Consider the following 22165-nt stretch of genomic DNA (forward strand, 5'->3'; position numbering starts at 1 on the left):
TGATGAACACGCCCGTTCAAAGCATTGATCACCATTCAGAGTAATGAAAAAGGGATTTTCTTTTTTGGTTTTGACTGAGGTGATCGGCTTTTCTTTGTTTTCTTACTATTTTGATTGGCAAACATAATGGCCTCCATTTGAACCTGTTGTTCAATCAAAAATAAAGCATTCTTCATGCCATTATAATTTTATATCAGGTAATCATGAGTTTACGAAGATGAATGACGTATTCAAACTGAATATAGGAGGTTAATTGTTGTTGAGCGATCGGTTTACGTCATAATGCTTCGCTTTTTGAGAACAGGACATTCGAGATTCTATCGTTTTTGAGATGCTATTGCTTTCGAGATTCTATGGTGGATTAAGTGCTTGAATAGCAGGTAAACTATGACTAAATCAACGCCTCTACATAGACAAGGATGCTCTATGAGCTTAAATCGCTCTTATTCACCACAAATTCAACATCGAATTGACCAGAAAACCAAACCAATTGGTGCTTTAGGAATATTAGAAGACGTCGCTCATCAACTTGCTCTGATCCAGAGTCAGGGACAAGATTCCGCCGTTACTGAAATCCAAATACATAAACCGTCTATTCTGGTATTTGCTGGCGATCATGGCGTTGCAGATGAGGGTGTCAGTATTGCGCCAAGTGCGGTAACACAGCAGATGGTAATGAATTTCTTGCAAGGTGGGGCCGCGATTAACGGTTTCTGCCGAGTCAATGATATTGATTTTCATGTGGTAGATTGTGGTATTTTAATTCCTGTCGATATCGAGTCCTCTCAACTTACCTTGCAACGTTTAGGAACCAGAACTGAAAACTTTACCCACACCTCAGCGATGACGGCTGAACAAGTCGATCTCGGCATTCAATTGGGTAAACGTATCGCACAGCAAACCATTGATGCCGGATGCAATGTGATTATGTTTGGTGAGATGGGTATTGGAAATACCAGCAGTGCCTCTGCGATTTTAGCCGCTTTGACCAATCACCCTGTCGAAGATTGCGTGGGTTTGGGAACGGGTATTAATTCAGAGCAATTGCGAATAAAGATAAACTCAGTATCACAAGGCGTTCAGCGTTGTCTTCATTCAGATCCTCAACATGTGTTATCCGAAGTCGGGGGATTTGAAATTGTTCAGATGGTAGGGGCATTTCTTGGTGCATTTGAAAAGAGAACGCCAATAGTGGTCGACGGTTTTATCGTTTCAGTTGCGGCTTACGTCGCCACGCTTATCGAACCCAATTGTCGTGATTATATGATTTTTGCGCACCGCTCTGAAGAATCTGGGCATAAAATGGTCTTAGAGTTACTCGATGCAAAACCCTTGTTGGATCTAGGCTTGCGCTTGGGAGAGGGAACGGGCGCAGCTCTTGCTCTGCCATTGATAAAAGCCGCAGCGGATTTTTATACGCATATGGCAAGCTTTGAGAGTGCTGGAGTTACCGTTTCTGTAAATGAAGCTTCTGAAGGTAATGATTTTGAAGATCAAGCCTCTGGAGACCAAGCTTAATGCAATTAGGAACAAGCACGCTGAACTGGCTTAAATATCAGCGAGAACTCTTTCTTCTGTCATTGAGTTTCTTTTCTAGAATTCCTATTCCAGCAGATACACCATATTCAGATGAGAGAATGAATCGCTCTGGACGATATTTTGCACTCGTGGGTGCAGTTATCGGCTGTCTTTGTTCCTTTGTGTTGTATCTATGCAGTTTCCTTGTGCCAATCCAAATCGCAATATTGATGATGATGGTGTTCAGCCTGTTATTAACGGGAGCTTTCCATGAAGATGGCTTAACCGATATGGCGGATGGAATTGGCGGTGGGATGACGGTCGAACGTCGCCTGCTGATTATGAAAGATAGCCGAATTGGAACCTATGGTGCGGCTACGCTCGTGATGGCATTGGTCGGGAAGTTACTATTGTTAATTACGATAGCCGATTTGCTCAATTTGCAGAGTGGAGGCTCTGTTCCTACGTTTCTGATGGTTACCTTAATTGCGGCTCATACGTTAAGTCGAACTGTAGCAGCCAGCCTCATATTCGACATGAAATACGTGAGTGATGCCGATACGAGTAAAAGCAAACCATTAGCGAATAAACAGCGCGCAGGTGAACTGGTTTTTCTTATTTTTTGCGGTTTAGTGAGTTTGATGCTTTTTGGCCTCCCCATTGATGATCTCAGTTTGGCCGTTGCTCACGGCTTGAAGCCAGATCTATTTATGAAACCAGGGCTATTCATGAAACCAGAGCTATTCATCGTAGCCTTAATCATCTCTGCAATGGTATTTCGCTGGTGGTTTAAACGCTGGCTTATCTCTCGAATCGGTGGATTTACCGGAGATTGTTTAGGGGCCGCGCAGCAGTTGATGGAGTTACTTATCTATTTCGTAATTGTGGCTATTCTTTACCGATTTACCCAATAAAAGCACTAACATTCAGCTCCTGTACTGGTGGAATGTATATATAAGCAGAGGCATGTTGGATAGAGTCGTTAAAAGAATCGTTAGACATGAACCAGTAGATATGAATTATTGGATAACAGTCATTGAATAAGAGAAATCGAGTGGAAAAGCATTTAATTCTAGGTGGCGCACGTTCAGGTAAATCGAGCTTTTCAGAATCGAAAGCAAAGCAAGAGGCGACTGTAGAATCAAAAACGCTTTATTACGTTGCAACCGCCATCGCTTTTGATGATGAGATGAAAGATCGTATCGCACACCATCAGAAAACTAGGGGCGAGGAGTGGTGCGAGCATGAGTGTCCTGTCGCATTACCTGAATTGCTAGCCACTTTTACATCTGAAGACACGGTGTTAGTCGACTGCTTAACATTGTGGCTCAATAACGTTATTTTTGAATTAGGCTCGGAATTGGATTCAGATCGAATTCAGCGACGAGTGCAGCAGTTGGTACAAGTGGTGGAAAATAGCCCTGCATCTTTGTATTTCGTATCCAATGAAGTTGGGCTCGGGGTGGTACCACTAGGAGAAGTGTCTCGCGTTTTTGTCGATCATGCAGGTTGGATGAACCAAGCCTTAGCCAAGGTATGCAGCAATGTTACTTTGGTCGCCGCTGGATTGCCGCTAACATTGAAATCGGCCTAGAGAGTGTCAGTGATGAAGCCTGAAATGAAATGCAAAAACATCTATTTATTGCGCCACGGGCAAACTGTCGGTGACGCAGCACTGAATGGTCAAACGGATGTTGCTGTGTCTGAATTGACGCAACAGAATATCGCTAAAGCTATTATCGAAAGTCAGATTCAATTCGGCCACGTCATTAGTTCACCTCTGCAACGCTGTGCCAAATTAGCGGAAAAAATTGCTCCTAGTTTAGGCTGCCAAGTGGAGCTAATGCCACAGATTCAGGAGATGTCATTTGGTGATGTCGATGGGGTTGCGTTTAATCAACTCTCCTCGCAGTGGGCCGTTCTTGAGAGCTTTTGGCAAGATCCAGCAAATCATCAACTGCCGAACGCTGAAACGCTTAATGACTTTCATCACCGAACCATTCAAGGATGGGAACAGATACTGCAACGCAATGATGACCATTTACTTGTGATTACTCATGGTGGGGTGATCAGAATGCTTTTGGCGCATTTGCTGGAACTAGACTGGCAAAACGCCAAGCTATATTCAACTTTAGCCATCGCCAACGCTTCGATTACCCATATACAAGTCTCATATCTAGCGATGGATGAATCAAATAAAGCAGATACGAATCCAGCAGCTAGTGAGACAACCGATTTTGAAGAATACAGCCTGGAAAATGATAATCAGGCAAAAGATAATCAGATAAAAGAAGGTCAATACTGGGTCCGTGTGAACTGCATAGGATCAAACGCTTGGCCAACAACAGATAAAGGATAGAACATGACAGCACCTAGCTGGGATCTCAGTATTGCCTACAAAGGCTTAGACGATACAAAAATTGAGCAAGATATCGAATTGGTTCAACAATGTATTGAGCTACTTCATCTACATACTGAAAAGCGTGAAACCGTCATTGCGATGCAAAATGCCATTCAAACCACGGAAGCCGCTGGAACATTACTTGCGACGATCAATACCTTCGCCACTTGTTTTGCCTCTGTCGATGCTAAGCACGTAAAGGCCAAAAACCTGATGGGACGAGTGGCTAAATTAAACTCGGATATGGACCAAGCATTCAGCCCATATGAAAACGTTTTGACTCACGCTAGCCAAGACTTTATTGAATCGGTACTTAACCACCCAAGTGCTGATGTATCAGGACAGGCGTTTCAGATCGAATGTTTGAGGAAGCAAGCGGATACAAAATTAAGTATTGCTGAAGAGCAGTTATTATCAGCAATGAAAGTGGATGGGCGAGATGCTTGGGGTCGGTTATACAACAACTTAACGGGCTCTTTGCAAGTGACGCTCAAATCAGCAGAAGCCGATGATGAAGCGATGGGCTTTTCGCAAGCCGCGAGTATTCTGTATGGCAGCGATTTCGATAAACAAGAACCAGCATGGCGAGCGATTCAAGCGGGTATGAAAACCCATCAAGAGACATTCGCATCCATTTTGAATGCTTTATCAGGGTGGCGACATACTGAATATCAAAAGCGGTCGAAAGATCGCGATATACATTTCCTTGAACCGAGTCTTCATGGCAGCCGCATTACGCCTGAAACCTTAGATGCTCTAATGAGTACGGCAAAAAACAATCGCCATATTGGTCAGAAAGCCGGAAAACTAATGGCAAAAGTCCATGGTTTAGATGAAATGAAACCTTGGAACCATTTAGCCGCAATGCCGCCACTGGGTGAGAAGCAAGCAAAGGTATACCCATTTGATGAAGCGATTGAGGTGATCAAAGAGGCATTTGAAAGTGTCGATCCAGAGATGGCGAGCTTTGTTGAGATGATGGTTGAAAACGGTTGGATTGAGGCGGCCCCAGCGGCAAACAAACGCTTAGGTGCTTACTGCACAAAATTATCGGCGACTCGTAGCCCACTTGTCTTTATGACTTGGAGTGGGAGTCGTTCAGATTTGATGACTTTAGCGCACGAACTCGGACACGCGTTCCACAACTGGGTCATGCGCGATATGCCATTGTGCCAAACCCGTTACCCAATGACGCTGGCGGAAACTGCCTCTATATTCGCTGAAAATATTGTTCGTGATTCACTGCTGCAACAAGCACAAACCGATGATGAAAAGTTAGAGATGTTGTGGGAAGAGCTTTCAACGTCACTTGCACTGATGGTTAATATCCCTGTTCGTTTCGAATTTGAAAAAGCCTTCTACGAACAACGCCAGCATGGTGAGCTTACCGCAGAACAACTGTGTGAGTTGATGGAGACCTGTTGGAAAGAGTGGTATGGCGATGCGATGTCAGAAGCGGATACCTATTTCTGGGCGAGCAAATTACACTTCAGCATCTCAACCACCAGTTTTTATAACTACCCGTATTTATTCGGTTACTTATTTAGTAAAGGTGTTTATGGACAGCGTGAAGATAAAGGCGACGACTTCTACCATGATTATTTAGCGTTATTGCGTGACACGGGCAGCATGATGGCGGAAGAGGCTGTCGAGAAACATTTAGGAATGGATCTCACACAAACAACATTCTGGCAACAAAGCATTGATATGGTTGCAGAAAAAATCAATGAATTTGAGCTCTTGCTTGATAAGAAGTCGAAAAATAAGTGACAGTGTTTTAATATAGCGTATTAAAACGGGTAAACAGACAGAGTCATAAAATTATTATGACTCTGTATTGATATAATTAATTGATTAATATTTGTACGCCCAAAGCGAAGAGCAATATTATTTACGGTGAATGAACGAATGGTTATCAATAAGTGCGATCTCACCTACATAAATCGCACGTACAATTCATTAACATACCGCTGTGCAATAAAGGAGTAACGCATGACGAAGTCCCTCTTTCGCCAATCATTTCTTTTTGACAGCTTAGACTTAGACCAAGATATGCCTGCAAAGCAGTGTATGCTCGATTCTGGTGCTCAGCTGATTTTACACCAACGTGGTGTTCTTGAAGTGATCCCTGCCGATTTAAGTACAAGCAGCAAAAATATAATCATTTCCTGTGGTATCCATGGCGATGAAACGTCACCAATGGAATTAGTTGATAAGTTAATAGAAGATGTTGAGACAGGATTTCAGACCCTGAATGCTAGGTGTCTATTTATTATTGCTCATCCTCAAGCAACCAATGCACATACGCGGTTTATTGATGAAAACTTAAACCGATTGTTTGATGATAAACCTCGTGAACCTACGCTAGAGTTGGCAATTGCCGATCAACTAAAACAGATCGTCACGCAGTTCTATGCTGGAACGGAAGTGACATCTCGTTGGCATCTTGATCTACATTGCGCGATCCGTTTGTCAAAACACTATTCATTTGCCGTAAGTCCAAAAGTTCGCCATAAAGTGCGTGGCAGAGAGCTGTTTGAGTTCATTGATAGCTCACATATAGAAGCTGTCTTATTGTCGAACTCACCTTCGAGCACTTTCAGTTGGTACAGTGCAGAAAACTTCTCTGCCCAAGCGCTAACGTTGGAACTTGGTCGAGTTGCTCGAATTGGCGAGAATGATTTAGACAAACTTACTGCATTTGATTTGGCTCTGCGTAACTTAATTGCGACTGCCGAGCCTGAGCACCTACCAAAACGTTCGACAACGTATCGTGTCAGTCGAACCATCGTCCGTTTGCATGATGATTTTGATTTCATGTTCAGTGATGATGTGGAGAACTTTACTTGCTTCAAGCATGGTGAAGTATTTGGTCATGATGGTGATAAGCCTCTAATGGCAAAGAATGACAATGAAGCGGTTGTTTTTCCAAACCGTAACGTTTCCGTTGGCCAACGAGCAGCATTGATGGTTTGTGAAGTGGAAACGCGCTACGAAAACGATCAATTGGTCTACGATTAAACTATTTTTCCCGTCACAATACTTTCTATTCTAAGGGCTTAACGGTACAGTTAAGCCTGTTTACGCAAAGTATTGTGATATGGATTTTCAACAACTTATTCTTCAAAAACAGATCCGATGGAAACGCTATATTGGTTTCATGAGTCTTCTACTCGTTGCCTTTAGTTGCGCGTACCTCATGGTTGGTGATCTGTTTATTTCCCCTTTTGGTGATATCTCACCGTTAGAACATAAATTATTGGTCGATCTTCGATTACCACGATTACTTGCCGCTATTGCTATCGGTTCTGCACTTGCAGTTTCTGGTGCCAGTTTACAAGTACTACTAGGAAACGTACTTGCTGAACCCGGAGTATTAGGAATCTCTGGTGGTGCGAGTTTGGCAATGGTGATTGTGCTGTTCTTCTTACCCTTCGCCCCAACGCCTGAAATATTCATGGTCGCTGCGATCTTGGGCTCTCTCTGTTTCACATTAATACTGGTCAGTATGGCGAGAGCGATGAAGCTCACCACAGCACGCTTGCTACTCGTGGGCGTTGCTTTAGGCATTCTTTCTGGCGCGATGGTGACATGGGCATTCTATTTTAGTGATGACCTAAGCCTTCGACTGTTGATGTATTGGCTTATGGGCAGTTTAGGTGGCGTTAGTTGGTATCATCACTCCTTGTCGATGGTCATGTTGCCAGTGATGGTTTGGCTATGCTTGCAGGGCAGCAAACTCGATAAATTGATGATCGGCGAAACCCATGCAGCGCAACTTGGGGTGAATGTCGCTTCGTTAAGGTGGCGACTGATTTTGGCGGTTTCCATTTTGGTTGGATGCTCTGTTGCTCTGGGTGGGGTAATCAGCTTTGTTGGCTTAGTTGTACCGCACCTTTTGCGCTTAGCGTTTGGAACAGAAAATCGCTATCTGTTACCGCTATCTGCCATTACTGGCGCAGCGCTACTTGTCTTTTCCGATATTTTGGCGAGAACACTTTTGAATTCTGCCGAATTACCACTTGGCGTAATGACGACAACCATTGGAGCGCCGATTTTTATCTGGATGCTAGTGAAAAACCATGATTAGAGTACAAAACGTCAGTGTTGGTTCTCGGTTATTACCCTTATCATTTCAATTTGATAAAGGTGAAATTGTGCATGTTATCGGGACTAATGGGAGCGGCAAAAGCACACTTTTGGAAGCGATGTCGGGCATAGTTGGCACATCTTCTACCGTGAAAGGGCAAGTTTTCATTGATGAACATGAAGTCAGTAAGATGAGTCTTGCCGATCTTGCGTTACATCGTGCTTATCTGAGCCAGTCTGCACGTCCTTCATTCAGTCTTGAAGTCTTTCAATTCTTGTCTTTGTCAGTTCCAAATTGTGTTAAGGGGGATTGGCAACGGGTAAATATGGTTCTCGATGAATTGTGCGAATTGCTTCAAATCCAAGATAAGCTGCATCGCTCAATACAGCAACTTTCAGGTGGGGAATGGCAGCGTGTTAGGCTAGCGGCGATGTGCCTACAGGTTTGGCCGACACTCAACCCATATGCAAAACTGATGATTCTTGATGAACCTGCGGCGCCTTTAGATATTGGTCAAGAGGCGTTGCTCTATCAACTCATCAATAAAATCACAGCACTAGGTATCAGCGTGGTGATGGCTAATCACGATCTCAATCGTACGTTGCGTCATGCGCATAAAGTCTTGCTGCTTGATAAAGGGGTAATGGAAAGTTTCGGGAGTACAGACGAAGTACTGCAAGCTGAAAAACTCAGTGCGGTGTTTAAGACAGAAGTTAAGCGTATAGAAGTAGAAAAGCAGCCGCACTTAATTTTTGGATAAAGTGCAACTGCTTAGAGACATTTCATTATGAGACAAAGATAGGGGTCTTATTTCCGCTCTACGATCATGACTCAAATGGAAGATTATTTTGTTAGAGGCGCTAAATCAGCCGGGCGGTAATATACCGATTTTAAAACTTTACCCTGACGAATCGTTTTGCCTTCAGAAACAAAATCTTCAGCACACTTAGCAATGATGTAGTCGCCTTTTTGTACGGCCATTAGCTTGATACCTTGTTGTGCGTAAAAAGCTTCCGTCTCTTGATATTCGGTTTCGTTACGACAAACTTTACTCATATTGCTTGAATGCACTTCGTCCCAGCACGCTACAAATTCAATCGCGCGATTTTTTGCAACATTGAGTAATAAATCAATTAGGTAACTGATCGCAATATTATCTTCAATTTTGTCATTGCCTAGATGAACCAAACGACCCATTAGTACATATACACTATCAACAATGGCATCCGCTTGTTCTGTTTTACAATCTGCTTCCGCTAGTTCTGTTAACTCTTCAATAGCAAGTGATGTATGCAATGTGTCAGCTTTGCTGTCTAAACTTGCTGGGTCAGCAACTGGAAGGTCAAACGTGCTACGAAATTCTTCGATATCGCGGTAAAGGTGTTGAAAGATATCTGAGGTAAGTTGAGAAAGATGCATGACAGTGTCCATTTATTAGTTCAGCCGCCGATTCTACCAAAGAGGGAAGCAAGCTGCACCCTAGAACTGCACTCTGAAACTGCTTTCTAAAATCGGGCGATGAACACTGTTATTGTATGAACAGCTTAGACTGTATCGATATTACGAGAACAAGTATGGGAAGAGTTTACGACGCTCTTCCGCTGTGAGTGACTCAACACGGGCGATGTTTGTATCTGGGATCGCTTCTGGATTTGGGTAGTGTTTCAGCACTTTTTCCATGCTCTCTTCACGAATCAAATGAAACACAGGATAAGGAGAACGGTTGGTCAGGTTCTCATCATCTTCAGGATCCGCGCCACCAAAGCAGTAGTCTGGGTGGAAAGTCGCAAGTTGGAAAGTGCCATCCCACTCTTGCTGTTTTATCAACGCTTCAATCCAGTCGATGAACATATTGTAATCGAAGAAATCTTGCAGCATGTTGGGAACGACAACCAACGTTGTTTCTAACTCTTTTGCCGTTTTAGATTCAAGGATCATGAATTGTTGAAGAATATCTTCTAGCAGCGTCTCTTCGGTTTCTGCTTCGCTAACAAAAATCTTGATCTGTTTATTACGCTGTGGTTTAGCGGCAAAAGGGCAGAGATTAAGGCCGATTACGACGTCATCTAACCACTGCTTAACTTGGTCGTGGACTTGTTGTGTCGAAGGTGTTGAGCTTTGGGAAGGCATTGCGTGATTCCATTGATATTATTTTTGATTATTACCGACAAGAATACCACGCAGATGCTTAACCAGTTTATGTTTTTGCATTCGAGAAAGAGGAAAGGTCAGTCTGACGAGACTGCAATTTAAAGCAAAGAAAGAAAACGAGCGCATACAGGATCATTCCTCCGGTGATAACACCGCCCCAACTTGCTACTTGCCAGCAATAGAGCAACATGAATCCACCTAAGCTTCCTCCAATATAGTAGTGCCCGAGATACATCGCAGTTGCCGTCGCTTTCGCGGTTGTGGCTTGCTGACTCACCCAACCATAAGCGAGAGTATGGGTGAAAAATGCGCCAAAACTGATGAGCATTAGCCCTAAAAGCATAAAGGGAAGCTCATCGATTACGGCTATCCACATTCCTAGCATGCTAATGACTGCACCGATAGACATGCCAGTGATTGGGTTGTATTGACGGCTCCAACGTCCACTTAGCTTTGAGCTGAAAGTTCCGGCTAAATAACAGAGGAAAATCAGAGACGCGAGGCTAATAGGCAAGTTATGCGGTTCGGATACCAGACGAAAACCCATGACCGAATATAGATTAACGAATAGGGCGAAATTCACGCCACCGATGAGCATGGCTAACCAGATGGTTTTGTTGCGAATGTGAGTAATGAGCGCGCGATTATGATGGAAAAACATCCCTCGCTGAGGTGTGAAATTTTTCTGTTTCGGTAGTAAGAAATAGACCGCGATAGCCCCAAACAAGCTAAAAACAGCGATAACACCTAGCGCCCATTGCCAGCTAAAGGAGTCGGTTAGCACACCACCTAAAATTCGGCCTGTAATTCCACCAAGGGAATTTGCCGCAATGTATCCCCCGATGGCTTGAGTAAAAGCCGTGGGAGAGAGTTCTTCTACCATGTAGGCGACGGCGACAGAAGCGAAAGCCGCAAGCACAAGTCCCATCAGTGCTCGTGCTGCAATTAAGAACAGCAAGCTGTCACCTATCAACATCAGCGCGCCAATCATCGGAATTGAAAACAGACCAATAAGCAAAATACGTCGTCTACCAAATGCTTCAGAGCTTATTGCCCACGGGACTAAACTGACGGCGAGTACAAGTGTTGTAGATGCGAATAACCAGTTGACTTGAGTTTCTGTAACGCCAAAGTGATCGGCCATGTAAGGCAGCATTGGTTGAAAAAGATAAAGGTTACAAAACACAATAAATGAACCAAGCGCAAGTCCGGCGGTGACTTTGAAATACTGCTTACTGCCTAACTCGATCATGATGATTCCTTAAATATCGTATCTGTAGTGAATTAGCGGGCTATTACGGACTTGCTTAGGTGTGCAGTGACTAAGGTGACACTACACGGAAAATTTAAATGATAGCCAATGTGATCAAGTTATCAGTGGTTTGTGAATTAATGAAATATATTAAATTTATTTAGTTGATATATTTTTTATATGGAAAGGACATAATGGATTCTCGACAGCTTAAACACTTTCTTGCCGTTGTAGAGCATCAGAACTTTACACGTGCAGCGGAGTCTCTGCATATTGCTCAACCTGCACTTTCCATTTCAATCAAAAAGTTTGAACAGCAGCTCGCACTTGAGCTATTTAGGCGCAATGATAGAAAAGTGACGCTAACCCATGAAGGGAACGTTCTTCTTGAACACGCAAAGCGTATTGTTCAACAAATTGATGATGCGGTATTAGCAATGGCGGAGTTGAAAGGGCTTGAAAAAGGAGAGGTCAGGCTTGGCGCTCCTAGCATGGTCGGCTCATATTTTTTGCCTGAAGTTGTGATGGCGTTTAAAAACCTCTATCCAAACCTTAAAATGACCGTCATCAATGCAGGCACTCAAGCAATACGGCAAATGCTGGTGGATGGCGATCTCGACATTGGCGTTATCCTTAACGAAGATGTGCCTGATGAGTTGGATGTTGATCCGCTTTTGAGTTCACAAATGGTCGCAGTGGTCGGGGTACAACATCCGTTCGCAAAACAGGCTTCTATCTCTTATCAGCAGTTCTTTGATCAAGAGTTAGTGATGTTTAAAACAACCTATTTTCACCGTGAATTCATAGACAAGCTGTGCGACGAGTTTGGCTTTACGCCGAAGTTTTCATTTGAAACGAACCTGTTGCCAATGATTTTGAATATCGTAAGGCGAGAATTTGCGATAACTGCTTTGCTAGAAATTGTGACAGAGAATGAACCAGACGTGGTAGCGATTCCATTTGAAGAACCGGTGCACTTGGATTTAGCGATAGCTTGGCGAAAAGAGGGATATTTGTCGAATGCGGACCGAACTTTTATTAATTTCGTAAAGCAGTATGTGTAGCTCCACATACTGCTTTCTCTGGATCAAAGCTTAGGCGTTATACATCTTGTCAAAGTTCTTCTGATTCCAACCAACCATGACTTGATCGCCAATTTTTAGCACAGGAATTGAACGAGCACCCATCGCTTGTAGTTCTTTGCGTCCGCGCTGCATTTTTGCATTAGTCAGGCGGTATTTAATGCCTTTGGAGTCCAAATAGCGTTGAGCATCTTTGCAATGTGGGCACTTATCGGCAACATAAAGAACAATACGTTTCATGGAAATAACCTTCTTAAATCCGGCGATATAAATTATGGGCTGCGAGTGTAACGAATCTGAGGTGAATAGAAAAGGCGGATAGGGTACACTGCGCGTCAATATCGATACAGCCATGCGAAGTTACAAGATTAGTTATGCATCCCTCATTACGCTATATAAACGGTTATCCAAAAAATATCGTCACTCAAGTGGAACAGCTAATACAAACCGAGAAGCTTATTCCTTGGTTTGAACAGCGATATCCAGAAAATCACACCATTAAAAGTGAGAAAGCGTTATTTGAATACGCGATGGATATTAAGAATCGTTACATGAAGAAAACCTCACCCATCAGTAAGGTGATTTATGATAGCAAGATCCACCTGATTAATAATGCGTTAGGGCTTCATACCTATGTAGCAAAAGTGCATGGCGGCAAAATAAAATCAAAGAATGAAATTAGAATTGCGAGTGTCTTTAAAACCGCTCCTGAGCCACTGTTAAGAATGTTGGTGATTCATGAACTTGCTCATATTAAAGAGAAAGAGCATGACAAAGCTTTCTACAAACTGTGTTGCCACATGACCCCTGACTATCATCAGCTAGAACTTGATGCTCGTCTTTTTATGATCTACGTTGATCTGAAAAATGAACAAAATAAGCAGTAGTAAAATATGACTCAATCAAAACAAACGTCTACAACCGAGCCGAAAAAAACGTTATCTCTTAATAAGAGTAGTGATGGGGTGACGGTGTCACAAAAGTCGAATTCAAAGAACCGTCGCTCACAAAAAGCGTCAGCTCAACCTTCAATGACAGATAAAAGTGAGTCTAGCAAAACGGGTTCTAATCAATCAAAAGCGTCGAACTCACAGGCAAAGAGACCGAACACGAAGAACCCGAATTTTAAAAAATCAGATTTTCGCAACAAGCCTAGCAGTAATAAACCGGGCAGCAATAAACCAAACCGCAATAAAGCCGGCGGTAATAAACCCCACGGCAAAAACGGCGGCAAGCGTTCAGCACCTAAATTAAAGGGTAAAGATGGCTTACATGTCCGTAACCAGCATAAAGGTCGTTATGACTTCGTTGCCCTTGCTCAAGCACTACCTGAATTAAGTGAGCACATTATTAAGAACCCGATGGGGGAATCGAGCATTGATTTCTCGAACCCAGTTGCGGTCAAAATGCTGAACAAGTCGTTGCTTGCTCATCACTATGGCGTGAAGCATTGGGATATTCCTGAAGGCTACTTATGTCCACCCATTCCAGGGCGAGCGGATTACATTCATCGCGTTGCGGACTTAATTAATGATGAGTTGGATGGGGCTGAGTTTAATCATAAAACTGTTACCGCTCTTGATATCGGTATGGGTGCAAACTGCATCTATCCAATTATTGGTGTCAGTGAATATGGTTGGCGCTTTGTTGCAAGTGACGTTGATCCGCTATCAATCAAGATGGCAAGTTTCATCGCAAGCACAAACCCGCATTTGAAAGGCCGAATCCAGTGTCGCTTACAAAATGACTCTGATTCTATTTTTAAGGGTGTGATCAAGAAAAAAGAACGCTATGACATAACGGTATGTAATCCACCATTCCATAAGTCTCAAGAAGAAGCGCAGCAAGGCAGTCAGCGAAAAATTGACAACTTAAATGCCAATAAAGTAAAACGTGGCGGACGCGCCATTCAAGGAAAACCGTTCAAAGAGACGGCTAATTTGAAAGCGTCATCATCAAAAGCGCCTATACTTAACTTTGGTGGCCAGAACAATGAGTTATGGTGTCCAGGTGGTGAAGCCGAGTTCATCGCGAAGATGGTCAAAGAGAGTGCGGATTATGCACATCAAGTGTTGTGGTTTACTACCTTGATGTCGAAAGGTGAACATGTTGATCAAACGCGAGTGCTACTTGAAAAAGTAGGGGCACGATCAGTTAAATTTGTAGAGATGAGCCAAGGCCAAAAAGTCAGCCGTTTTGTGGCTTGGACATTTTTAGACAAACAGCAGCGACAAGATTGGTTGCTAGGTGAAGAACAAGAGTAAATCAATACCACAAAGACATCACTGAGAGTCAACAGGTTAAGAGGTGAGTTAATTAATGAATAATTCCATTAATTAGCCACTAAATAGGTTAGGAGGATTCATGGAATTTGAAATTTACCTTCCTTGTAAACCAGACTGGTTATGCGAAAGTTTTATGAGCGTATTTTCAGTCTTGTTGCTGATTGGGCTTATTCTATTTATTCGCATTATCTACCGTGAATCTCAGAAGATAAAACGACGTACAAAAGTGCGTCGTTTACGTGGTATGGGTAGAGAGAGAAGACGGACACGCGACAGAAAGTAGTTCTTTCCATCGCACGTCTTTCTTAACAATAGCTTCTATAACTATGTTTTCCATAACAGCTTCCATAACAATACCTTTCCGCAACATGAGCCTATGACGATGTGCTTATCCTTGCATTTTCGTAAGTTGCTCACGGTATTTATTCTCCAATACTGTGTTTCCTGCTAGCGACTCTAATCTAATCAGAATTTGTAATGAGGTTATTTGATAGCCATATCGTTTGTGGAAACGTAACAGGCGTAAGCGAGCGTCATTATATTGATCATTGGTTACCTCTAAATTGGCGAGCTGTAATGTTGATCTTACTCGGTTGGGGTCATGATCTAATGCGCGTTGGAAATACGCCGTTGCCTTTTCAATGTGTTGTGCTTTTAGAGCACAGAACCCCGCATTTTCGTAACTGGCTGAAACGAGATAATAATAAGGCTGTTGAATGGCTTTGTTGAAGTAGCGATCTGCTTGTTCAAACTCTCCCTGCTTGCATAAGAAAGTTCCGTAGTTGTTTAAGACATTCCCATTTCGTGAATCATGCCTAAGTGCGACTTCATAAGATGCACGCGCTTTGTCATATTCTGATACCACCTCATAGTAATGTGCCATTGAAAGGTGGGAGCGATAATAATTTGGTGAGTGTCTGACGGCGAGCTCTAAATTCTCTCGTGCTTTAACCATGTTTCTGTTTTCTAAGTATCCCAGACCTAGCGAGATCCGTGACTCAGCCATTGCGATTGGATCTGAGGTAGTTTGTGGTTCTCCATCGGTTACAGTCACGCAGCCAGATAGAAGCAAAGCCGTGGTGGCTAAAAGGCTCACTTTATACGATACGGTTTTCATCAATAGTCACTCTCCAAACAATTATGCAGATATAGTATGCAAATTGGTCCCTATTAAGTGGTAGGAGTGAAGATATTGCGAGACAGTAAGCAATCTTAAGTTAGATGGAAAAGGTCAAATTGGTTGGAAGCTAGATAAAAAGGCTGTAAACCGGATAAGATAAAAGAAAGCCGCGAACAACGCGGCTTTCTTTTATTGGAATTCGTCCTTAATGATTACTCATCATGAGTGAAATTTGCTTCGCTAAACGCATCAAGATCATATGGCGTCTGTTGGTAAACACAGTAATTTAGCCAATTTGAGAACAGTAAATGCCCGTGACTTCGCCAACTTGCGTTCGGCTTATTGTCCGGATTGTCGTTAGGGTAGTAATTAATTGGAATCACAGGCTCCATGCCTTCACTTAAGTCACGGACATACTCATGATGCAAGGTGAAAGCGTCATACTCAGGGTGACCGGTAACAAACACATTTCGTTTATCTTTGGTTGCTGCCAAATAGACACCAGCATCATCAGAACTCGCGAGGATATCAAGATCGGTATGCTCACTTAAATATTCTGGTGAAAAATCAGCATAACGAGAGTGTGGTGCAAGGAAAGTATCATCAAACCCGCGCAGAATTGGGTGGAACTCTTGGTGTAATTTATGGTGATAAACACCAGATAACTTCTCTTTGCGTGTTCGCTTTGGCAAGTTATAGAGCAGTTTGAGACCCGCTTGAGCCGCCCAGCAGACGAACAGAGTTGAAGTGACGTGTTTATTCGCCCAAGACATAATATCTTCAAGGTGTTCCCAATAGATAACATCTTCAAATTGGACTAGCCCGAGTGGCGCACCTGTAATGATCAAACCATCAAAGTTACGCTTCTTAACCATCTCAAATTGGCGGTAGAAGTTGTCTAAATGTTCTGTTGGTGTGTTTTTGCTTGGGCGATCATCGATGCGCAGTAATTCAATATCAACCTGCAAAGGACTATTTGAAAGTAAGCGAAGAAATTGGGTTTCAGTCTCAATCTTTTTAGGCATCAGATTAAGGATCAGCACTTTCAGAGGTCGAATTTCCTGAGTAGAAGCTCGAGATTCAGGCATCACGAAGATATTCTCTTGGCGTAACACATCGGATGCGGGTAATTGATCGGGGATTCGTATTGGCACAGCTTGCTCCCTAAGCTATTTTTGGACGTCTATACATCTAAACCTAACTTAATTAGAGGGAGATGTCGACATCGTATGCAAACTTAATCTGATTTTAATACTTTCGAAGAGCGGTCGATGGGATCACAAAAACAAACAGTGTATGACGTGTTATAAAATAGGGTTATATTCTGTGGTACCAAGGTATAATGCGATTAGAATACAACGCGGCTGATAATACTGAAATTGATAGGGAATTATGTGTGCAAACCTTAACTTTGATTAGAGGCTTACCGGGCTCAGGTAAATCGACTTTAGCAAAATCATTACCAGCTAAACATGTCGAAGCCGATATGTATTTCGTTAATGATGCCGGTACCTATGAGTTTAATGCATCAAAACTGAAACAAGCGCATGAATGGTGTCAAAAGCAGACTGATGAATGGCTAAAAGCCGGTGAGAGTGTGGTTGTCGCCAATACTTTTGTTTGTCACTGGGAAATGAAAGCTTACCAGCGACTTGCGAAGAAGCATCGAGTAGAACTTTGCATAATAGTGTGCAGAGAGAGCTATAACAATATTCATGGTGTCGATGCCGCTACGGTTGCGAGAATGAAGCGTCAGTGGCAAGAGTAAAACGTACAGAATTCCAAGACTTTAACTTTTAAAATAGTGATTATAAACATGGCAAAACGTTCTTCAATCGTCGATATGGTCTCTTATGGGATCTACTCAACATGGGATTCAAAATCTAAAGATCTTCCGAAGATCCAAGAGTTCACGACTCAAGTACCTGCTGAGCTTGATGTCGAATTCGGTTTCATCTTGAACATTAAAAAAGCGAAGGGTGAGAAGATTCGCTACTGCATATATCATCCAGATATCACGACAGATAAAGGTGAAGTATTAGAACCGTTTGATGGTGAGGAATATGTTGGTAACAATGATTGGGATTTTTACTTAGGCGACACTATCTGGGCCCCAATTGAAAACAAAATTGGCAAGTGGCGAATGACCGTTGAATTAAAAGGTCAGGTCGTAGCGGATAAAACGTTCGATTTAACCGCTAAAGATGAAGGTCAATTTTGGAAGCGCAGAGGCTTTTAAAAGGCTTATAGGTTTTAAAAAATATTGAGTTTAATAAATTATAGGGTTTAAAAGGTTTTACGCACAACGTGTATTGGCTGTTTGAGTTTGATCTAAATGTGTTTTAAGAGGTAAGGGCTTTGAAATCCCAAAGCCTTGAGCAAAATCAATGTCTAACTGTTCGAGAATCTGAGTATGCTGCTCAGATTCAACAAACTCAGCCACAGTTACTAGGTTCATACTCGAAGCTACTTGGCTCATTGCCTGAACCAGTTTCACGTCGGTAGGGTTAGTGGTGATGTTTTTGATGAAAGATCCATCTATTTTTAGTACATCAAGTGGCAGCCTACGCAGGTAATCGAAACTCGCGTAACCAGTACCAAAATCATCTAGAGCGATGCAACAACCCGCCTCTCTAAGCTTCTCTATTGTTTGTATCGCAATATCTTCGTTATGTAGTGCCATAGATTCGGTGATTTCAAAACATATCTTATTCAACGGAACCGAATAAATTCTTGCATAATCAATAATTTGATCGGCCAGTTCCACAAAGTTCAAACTTGTGGCGGTCAGGTTAATTGAGCAGCGACCAATTTGAGACCAGTTGATAACGTATTCATTGAGCGATTTGAAGGTGTGCTCTACCACCCACTTATCCAGCTCTTTTTCTAAGCCAAACTTAAATATCAAAGGAAAAAAACTGGCCGGTATCATATGACGCTGGTGGGCTGAGTTTAACCTTAGAAGCACTTCGAAATATTCTTGATTATTGTTAGACCCTAGCTTTTTGTATGGCTGGCAGAAAAGCTCAAAGTCGTCATTTTTAAATGCTTCTTGAATAAAGCTCAGTTTATCAACTTGAGTTGAACTGGATTTACAGCTATCAAGCCAGAGTACCTTTGTTCGGTTGTTCGTATATTGCTCACATAGTAATGAGACAATAGACTCAATATTGTTATTGGTTGATATTTCGGTGCAAATCAAAGAACGTTTTACTAATTCGATTGAGTGACCGCTTTTGATAAATTGAAAGTGTTTCAAAGAGAGCAACAACGCGTCTATTTCATTTTGAACATTAACTCTTTCATTAACTGGCAAATAACATAATAGACCGCTTGAAAAGGGGGGCAGATAGCTTCGAGAAATAAAGGTTATTCTGTCACCTAAATGTTCACTTAAATTCTTTAAAAACTGAGCTCTACCTTTGTGGCCCAAACATAATGTCTTTGACAATGTAGCTTCGAGATCGATATAAATAAGCACCACTTTAGTATGTTGATTTAGATCTTCTTTCAGCTGAGATAAGTTATAGATGCCTGTATAGGGATCTCGGCGCTCGTGTTCAATCGCGGATTTTGTCGTTAAATACGTTCGGATTGAATGCCCAGCCAGAAGGAAAATCAAGGCTGCAATAATCGCGAAAACTAAAAGTTGATCATAGAACTGATAAGTATCAATCACTTTTAAGTTAAATCGTTGCACAGAGTTGTGAACAGCAAGCACAACCACGGTGGCGGCGATAGCGAATGGACGAATGAGACCAAATCGTCCTAGGCCAACAGCAACACAGTACAGTGATATTAAACATACGGTGTTTAAGATGATGCTGTTATTAATAAACAGAATCGTCAACATGCCTGCCAAACAGGTTGCTAACCAATACCAGTAATGGCTACTTTTAAACCTCGACTTGAGCATTTCATTATCGATGTCTAGAAAGGGAACTGTACGTTTTCTTGTTAACGTACTAACCGTTATGATGAGTAGTGGTGTTAAAATGAGATGAGTGAGATTACCACCAATAATCGCCAGTAACATTAGATCCGGAGCTGGCATTAAAGAGGTTTGCTTCACGCTCTGTAGCCAGTATAAGGAACTGTTAACTACGGGGTAAAGAAACCCTACAACAATAACGTAACTGGTTAAAATGAGAGTGTAATTATAAGGCTCAATTTTCGACTTGATATATTGAAATAACGTGGCAAAAGCATATGAAATTAAAGGAAATAAAATTGAAAACTCTAAGGACGGAACTAAACCTTTACCTGATATAAAATGATAATAGCTAAATAAACTGAGGATCACTACAGGTAGAACTTTAGCGCCTTTAGTAAAAAGAAACACGAAGATGAAAGCAGATGTGAAAGAGAGAACCTGACTTTTTTCTTCAATCAGTGTGAAGAAAATAGAAATGTAGAAACTTGCAATTAAAACTATAAATACCGTCATCTGCAAAAGCACTTCAGGTATTATTTTGCACTGATTTTCTCTTAGTCGTGGCAAAAATACTTGTGTCATCAATTGTCTCACTTAACCGTTACGAAGACAGTTTAACACGGTTATAGAGAACGATGTACATTTAAATGACAGCACACCTTAGGTTGTAAAGATGTGCTGTATATTGTTTTGATTTGACTAAAAGTTTTATGCAGTTGTTAGGTATGTTTTAACAAACTCTGCTGCTTTTACCATGTCATCGATGGCAATATGCTCTTCAGTAGTATGAACTTTAGCCATACCAGTAGAAATATTGACTGTGGTTAAACCTTTCTCGTTGAAGTTATTTGCATCGCTACCACCACCTGTACCTTTAGTGATTGGCGTTAATCCATTTTTCTCAAACGCTGCTTTAACGTTTTGGATATGCGGGTGATCATCAGCAATAACAAATGCGTTGTAAGCACGTGTTGATTCAATTTCTACTTCAGCACCATGTTTGTCGGCCGCGGCTTTGAAAGTGTTGATCATGTGATCCACTTGAGCTGTTAGTTTGTCGTCGTTCAATGAACGTGCTTCCGCAACAATACGTAATTCAGGCATCACGATGTTAGTCGCTTGTCCACCTTCCACGATACCGATGTTAGCTGTTGTCTCTTCGTCGACACGTAAAAGCTTCATTTGAGTAATCGCATCAGCAGCAACTGCAATCGCACTGATACCTTCTTCTGGAGCAAGACCCGCATGCGCAGGGCGACCTGTGATTTTCGCTACGATTTTTTGTTGGCCTGGCGCAGAGTTAACAATAGTACCAACTGGACCGCCCGTATCTAGAACGATCGCATTGGTTGACTTAATGTAAGACATGTCGAAGTTTTTAGAGCCAAATAATCCACCTTCTTCAAACACAGTGAATGCAATTTCAATGGTCTTGTGCTCAAGGTTATCTGCTTGAATACAACGAACGGCTTCCATGATCGCTGCAATGCCAGATTTATCGTCGCCACCTAAAATAGTGTTGCCTTTAGAACGAATAATGCCATCTTCAATAATAGGTTCGATGCCAATACCAGGAGTTACCGTATCCATGTGGCAGCTTAGTACGATGCTGTCATCAATTTTACCTTCAAGGCGAGCGTAAACATTAAAGCCATTAGACACTTCCTCAGGCACTGCTAGTTTATGTACTTCAAACCCAAGTGCGCTTAATTGCTCGGCTAACGTTTCAGCGATCTGTTTTTCATTGCGTGATTCACTGTCGATTTTCACAAGTTGGCAAAAGTGCTCAACTAGACGTTGTTGATTGATATCAGTCATTGGTTAACTCTCATTATTAATAACTTACTTATTCATAGAGTGCTGAAAGAGAGACGATGCCAGCGTGAAAACCATGAATGAAGCAAGTTGGGAACAGGGAACAGGCAACGAATATAGCTCTAATTTCTGTTACCTATGCCTGTTTTAAATCAAAGAATGGAGCGGTTACCGGCGATCTGAGCAACAAATTTGATAAACAAAGTCAGCGCTGTGAAAAATAAGCCTATTCATTTACTCACTTGCGACAACCATGAGCTAAAGCCGGAACAACTGAGTAACGATTAGAAATAAAAGAGGCATAAATGGCGAATCTAATTTACATGTTGAAGCGCTATTGTAGCCATCTATGGACAGATAAATATGGGGTAGCAGGCTGAAAATAGACGGTTTTAAACGATTCATCCTATCACTGGTCTTTGTGTAACATTAAATTTACATTGTCGCCCGTCTATTACCAAACATTGATTTAAATCAAATGACTTCTCAAATGGCTAAAACTCCCTCAAGGTTAATA

General features: G+C 42.1%; 21 protein-coding genes and 1 pseudogene. 14 read left to right on the top strand and 8 right to left on the bottom strand.

The annotated features are described in order from the left end of the window. The first annotated feature begins 426 nt into the window (after positions 1 to 426). From cobT to btuD, 8 genes and pseudogenes are all read left to right on the top strand, one after another. Positions 427 to 1518 carry a nicotinate-nucleotide--dimethylbenzimidazole phosphoribosyltransferase gene (gene cobT, locus OCV39_RS06845; protein ID WP_261889387.1) on the top strand — a complete coding sequence of 364 codons (1092 nt, stop codon included), beginning with the start codon at positions 427 to 429 and terminating at the stop codon, positions 1516 to 1518. Then, the gene (locus tag OCV39_RS06850) at positions 1518 to 2432 is read left to right on the top strand and encodes an adenosylcobinamide-GDP ribazoletransferase (protein WP_261889388.1); all 915 of its coding nucleotides are present in this window, start codon (positions 1518 to 1520) and stop codon (positions 2430 to 2432) included. Before cobT ends, OCV39_RS06850 begins: the two co-directional genes overlap by 1 nt. Positions 2433 to 2572: 140 nt before the next feature. Continuing rightward, on the top strand, positions 2573 to 3112 hold the full coding sequence (cobU, locus tag OCV39_RS06855; RefSeq protein WP_261889389.1) for a bifunctional adenosylcobinamide kinase/adenosylcobinamide-phosphate guanylyltransferase: 540 nt from the start codon (positions 2573 to 2575) through the stop codon (positions 3110 to 3112). A gap of 24 nt (positions 3113 to 3136) precedes the next feature. After that, a pseudogene (locus tag OCV39_RS06860) lies at positions 3137 to 3700 on the top strand (histidine phosphatase family protein); the annotation flags it as partial. A 180-nt stretch (positions 3701 to 3880) separates the two neighbouring features. Further along, complete coding sequence (locus OCV39_RS06865) at positions 3881 to 5689, top strand: M3 family oligoendopeptidase (protein ID WP_261889390.1); 1809 nt, start codon at positions 3881 to 3883, stop codon at positions 5687 to 5689. Positions 5690 to 5911: 222 nt separating this feature from the next. Then, a complete protein-coding gene (locus OCV39_RS06870) occupies positions 5912 to 6940 on the top strand; it encodes a succinylglutamate desuccinylase (protein ID WP_113795694.1) in 1029 nt (342 codons plus the stop codon). A 79-nt stretch (positions 6941 to 7019) separates the two neighbouring features. Further along, entirely contained in the window at positions 7020 to 8009 is a 990-nt protein-coding gene (gene btuC / locus OCV39_RS06875) for a vitamin B12 ABC transporter permease BtuC (protein WP_261889391.1), read from the top strand. Continuing rightward, positions 8002 to 8769: a vitamin B12 ABC transporter ATP-binding protein BtuD gene (btuD, locus tag OCV39_RS06880; protein ID WP_261889392.1), complete on the top strand. Its 768-nt coding sequence runs from the start codon at positions 8002 to 8004 to the stop codon at positions 8767 to 8769. The genes btuC and btuD overlap by 8 nt, the downstream gene beginning before the upstream one ends. A gap of 83 nt (positions 8770 to 8852) precedes the next feature. On the opposite strand, the gene OCV39_RS06885 is transcribed toward btuD, so the two are convergent. From OCV39_RS06885 to OCV39_RS06895, 3 genes are all read right to left on the bottom strand, one after another. Further along, positions 8853 to 9428, bottom strand: coding sequence for a nucleoside triphosphate pyrophosphohydrolase family protein (locus OCV39_RS06885; RefSeq protein WP_136994529.1), 576 nt, complete (start codon positions 9426 to 9428; stop codon positions 8853 to 8855). Between the two features lie 141 nt (positions 9429 to 9569). After that, complete coding sequence (locus OCV39_RS06890) at positions 9570 to 10139, bottom strand: DUF1415 domain-containing protein (RefSeq protein ID WP_017052290.1); 570 nt, start codon at positions 10137 to 10139, stop codon at positions 9570 to 9572. Between the two features lie 67 nt (positions 10140 to 10206). Then, positions 10207 to 11412, bottom strand: a complete 1206-nt coding sequence (locus OCV39_RS06895; protein WP_261889393.1) for an MFS transporter — start codon at positions 11410 to 11412, stop codon at positions 10207 to 10209. Positions 11413 to 11606: 194 nt separating this feature from the next. Between OCV39_RS06895 and OCV39_RS06900 the strand changes: the two genes are divergently transcribed. Then, on the top strand, positions 11607 to 12476 hold the full coding sequence (locus OCV39_RS06900; RefSeq protein ID WP_261889394.1) for a LysR family transcriptional regulator: 870 nt from the start codon (positions 11607 to 11609) through the stop codon (positions 12474 to 12476). Between the two features lie 30 nt (positions 12477 to 12506). Here OCV39_RS06900 and OCV39_RS06905 read toward each other — a convergent pair whose 3' ends face one another. Then, positions 12507 to 12734: a glutaredoxin family protein gene (locus OCV39_RS06905; protein WP_017052287.1), complete on the bottom strand. Its 228-nt coding sequence runs from the start codon at positions 12732 to 12734 to the stop codon at positions 12507 to 12509. A gap of 134 nt (positions 12735 to 12868) precedes the next feature. On the opposite strand from OCV39_RS06905, the gene OCV39_RS06910 reads away from it, so the two are divergent. From OCV39_RS06910 to OCV39_RS06920, 3 genes are all read left to right on the top strand, one after another. Beyond that, positions 12869 to 13381: a YgjP-like metallopeptidase domain-containing protein gene (locus OCV39_RS06910; protein ID WP_017052286.1), complete on the top strand. Its 513-nt coding sequence runs from the start codon at positions 12869 to 12871 to the stop codon at positions 13379 to 13381. A 6-nt stretch (positions 13382 to 13387) separates the two neighbouring features. After that, complete coding sequence (rlmF, locus tag OCV39_RS06915; RefSeq protein WP_261889395.1) at positions 13388 to 14758, top strand: 23S rRNA (adenine(1618)-N(6))-methyltransferase RlmF; 1371 nt, start codon at positions 13388 to 13390, stop codon at positions 14756 to 14758. Between the two features lie 100 nt (positions 14759 to 14858). Further along, positions 14859 to 15062 (top strand): hypothetical protein, encoded by a 204-nt coding sequence (locus OCV39_RS06920; protein WP_084654949.1) that lies wholly within the window; start codon positions 14859 to 14861, stop codon positions 15060 to 15062. Positions 15063 to 15167: 105 nt separating this feature from the next. Here OCV39_RS06920 and pilW read toward each other — a convergent pair whose 3' ends face one another. Together pilW and metA are read right to left on the bottom strand one after the other, a co-directional pair. After that, entirely contained in the window at positions 15168 to 15896 is a 729-nt protein-coding gene (gene pilW, locus OCV39_RS06925) for a type IV pilus biogenesis/stability protein PilW (protein WP_261889396.1), read from the bottom strand. 215 nt (positions 15897 to 16111) lie between these two features. Beyond that, entirely contained in the window at positions 16112 to 17053 is a 942-nt protein-coding gene (gene metA / locus OCV39_RS06930; RefSeq protein ID WP_017052282.1) for a homoserine O-acetyltransferase MetA, read from the bottom strand. Between the two features lie 188 nt (positions 17054 to 17241). Between metA and OCV39_RS06935 the strand changes: the two genes are divergently transcribed. Together OCV39_RS06935 and OCV39_RS06940 are read left to right on the top strand one after the other, a co-directional pair. Next, the gene (locus OCV39_RS06935) at positions 17242 to 17667 is read left to right on the top strand and encodes an AAA family ATPase (RefSeq protein WP_261889397.1); all 426 of its coding nucleotides are present in this window, start codon (positions 17242 to 17244) and stop codon (positions 17665 to 17667) included. Between the two features lie 48 nt (positions 17668 to 17715). After that, a complete protein-coding gene (locus OCV39_RS06940) occupies positions 17716 to 18138 on the top strand; it encodes a DUF3859 domain-containing protein (protein WP_017052280.1) in 423 nt (140 codons plus the stop codon). Between the two features lie 57 nt (positions 18139 to 18195). On the opposite strand, the gene OCV39_RS06945 is transcribed toward OCV39_RS06940, so the two are convergent. Both OCV39_RS06945 and OCV39_RS06950 read right to left on the bottom strand, forming a co-directional pair. Continuing rightward, positions 18196 to 19971 carry an EAL domain-containing protein gene (locus OCV39_RS06945; protein ID WP_261889398.1) on the bottom strand — a complete coding sequence of 592 codons (1776 nt, stop codon included), beginning with the start codon at positions 19969 to 19971 and terminating at the stop codon, positions 18196 to 18198. Positions 19972 to 20541: 570 nt separating this feature from the next. Continuing rightward, on the bottom strand, positions 20542 to 21651 hold the full coding sequence (locus tag OCV39_RS06950; RefSeq protein ID WP_113795681.1) for a M20/M25/M40 family metallo-hydrolase: 1110 nt from the start codon (positions 21649 to 21651) through the stop codon (positions 20542 to 20544). Positions 21652 to 22165: the final 514 nt, after the last annotated feature.

The organism is Vibrio cortegadensis (genome assembly GCF_024347395.1).
GTDB lineage: Bacteria > Pseudomonadota > Gammaproteobacteria > Enterobacterales > Vibrionaceae > Vibrio > Vibrio cortegadensis.

Bases quoted from the DNA above. Each gene is read 5' to 3' on its own strand.
- cobT (WP_261889387.1), top strand. From the start codon at position 427: ATGAGCTTAAATCGCTCTTATTCACCACAAATTCAACATCGAATTGAC.
- OCV39_RS06850 (WP_261889388.1), top strand. From the start codon at position 1,518: ATGCAATTAGGAACAAGCACGCTGAACTGGCTTAAATATCAGCGAGAA.
- OCV39_RS06865 (WP_261889390.1), top strand. From the start codon at position 3,881: ATGACAGCACCTAGCTGGGATCTCAGTATTGCCTACAAAGGCTTAGAC.
- OCV39_RS06870 (WP_113795694.1), top strand. From the start codon at position 5,912: ATGACGAAGTCCCTCTTTCGCCAATCATTTCTTTTTGACAGCTTAGAC.
- btuC (WP_261889391.1), top strand. From the start codon at position 7,020: ATGGATTTTCAACAACTTATTCTTCAAAAACAGATCCGATGGAAACGC.
- btuD (WP_261889392.1), top strand. From the start codon at position 8,002: ATGATTAGAGTACAAAACGTCAGTGTTGGTTCTCGGTTATTACCCTTA.
- OCV39_RS06885 (WP_136994529.1), bottom strand. From the start codon at position 9,428: ATGCATCTTTCTCAACTTACCTCAGATATCTTTCAACACCTTTACCGC.
- OCV39_RS06890 (WP_017052290.1), bottom strand. From the start codon at position 10,139: ATGCCTTCCCAAAGCTCAACACCTTCGACACAACAAGTCCACGACCAA.
- OCV39_RS06895 (WP_261889393.1), bottom strand. From the start codon at position 11,412: ATGATCGAGTTAGGCAGTAAGCAGTATTTCAAAGTCACCGCCGGACTT.
- OCV39_RS06900 (WP_261889394.1), top strand. From the start codon at position 11,607: ATGGATTCTCGACAGCTTAAACACTTTCTTGCCGTTGTAGAGCATCAG.
- OCV39_RS06905 (WP_017052287.1), bottom strand. From the start codon at position 12,734: ATGAAACGTATTGTTCTTTATGTTGCCGATAAGTGCCCACATTGCAAA.
- OCV39_RS06910 (WP_017052286.1), top strand. From the start codon at position 12,869: ATGCATCCCTCATTACGCTATATAAACGGTTATCCAAAAAATATCGTC.
- rlmF (WP_261889395.1), top strand. From the start codon at position 13,388: ATGACTCAATCAAAACAAACGTCTACAACCGAGCCGAAAAAAACGTTA.
- OCV39_RS06920 (WP_084654949.1), top strand. From the start codon at position 14,859: ATGGAATTTGAAATTTACCTTCCTTGTAAACCAGACTGGTTATGCGAA.
- pilW (WP_261889396.1), bottom strand. From the start codon at position 15,896: ATGAAAACCGTATCGTATAAAGTGAGCCTTTTAGCCACCACGGCTTTG.
- OCV39_RS06935 (WP_261889397.1), top strand. From the start codon at position 17,242: ATGCGATTAGAATACAACGCGGCTGATAATACTGAAATTGATAGGGAA.
- OCV39_RS06940 (WP_017052280.1), top strand. From the start codon at position 17,716: ATGGCAAAACGTTCTTCAATCGTCGATATGGTCTCTTATGGGATCTAC.
- OCV39_RS06950 (WP_113795681.1), bottom strand. From the start codon at position 21,651: ATGACTGATATCAATCAACAACGTCTAGTTGAGCACTTTTGCCAACTT.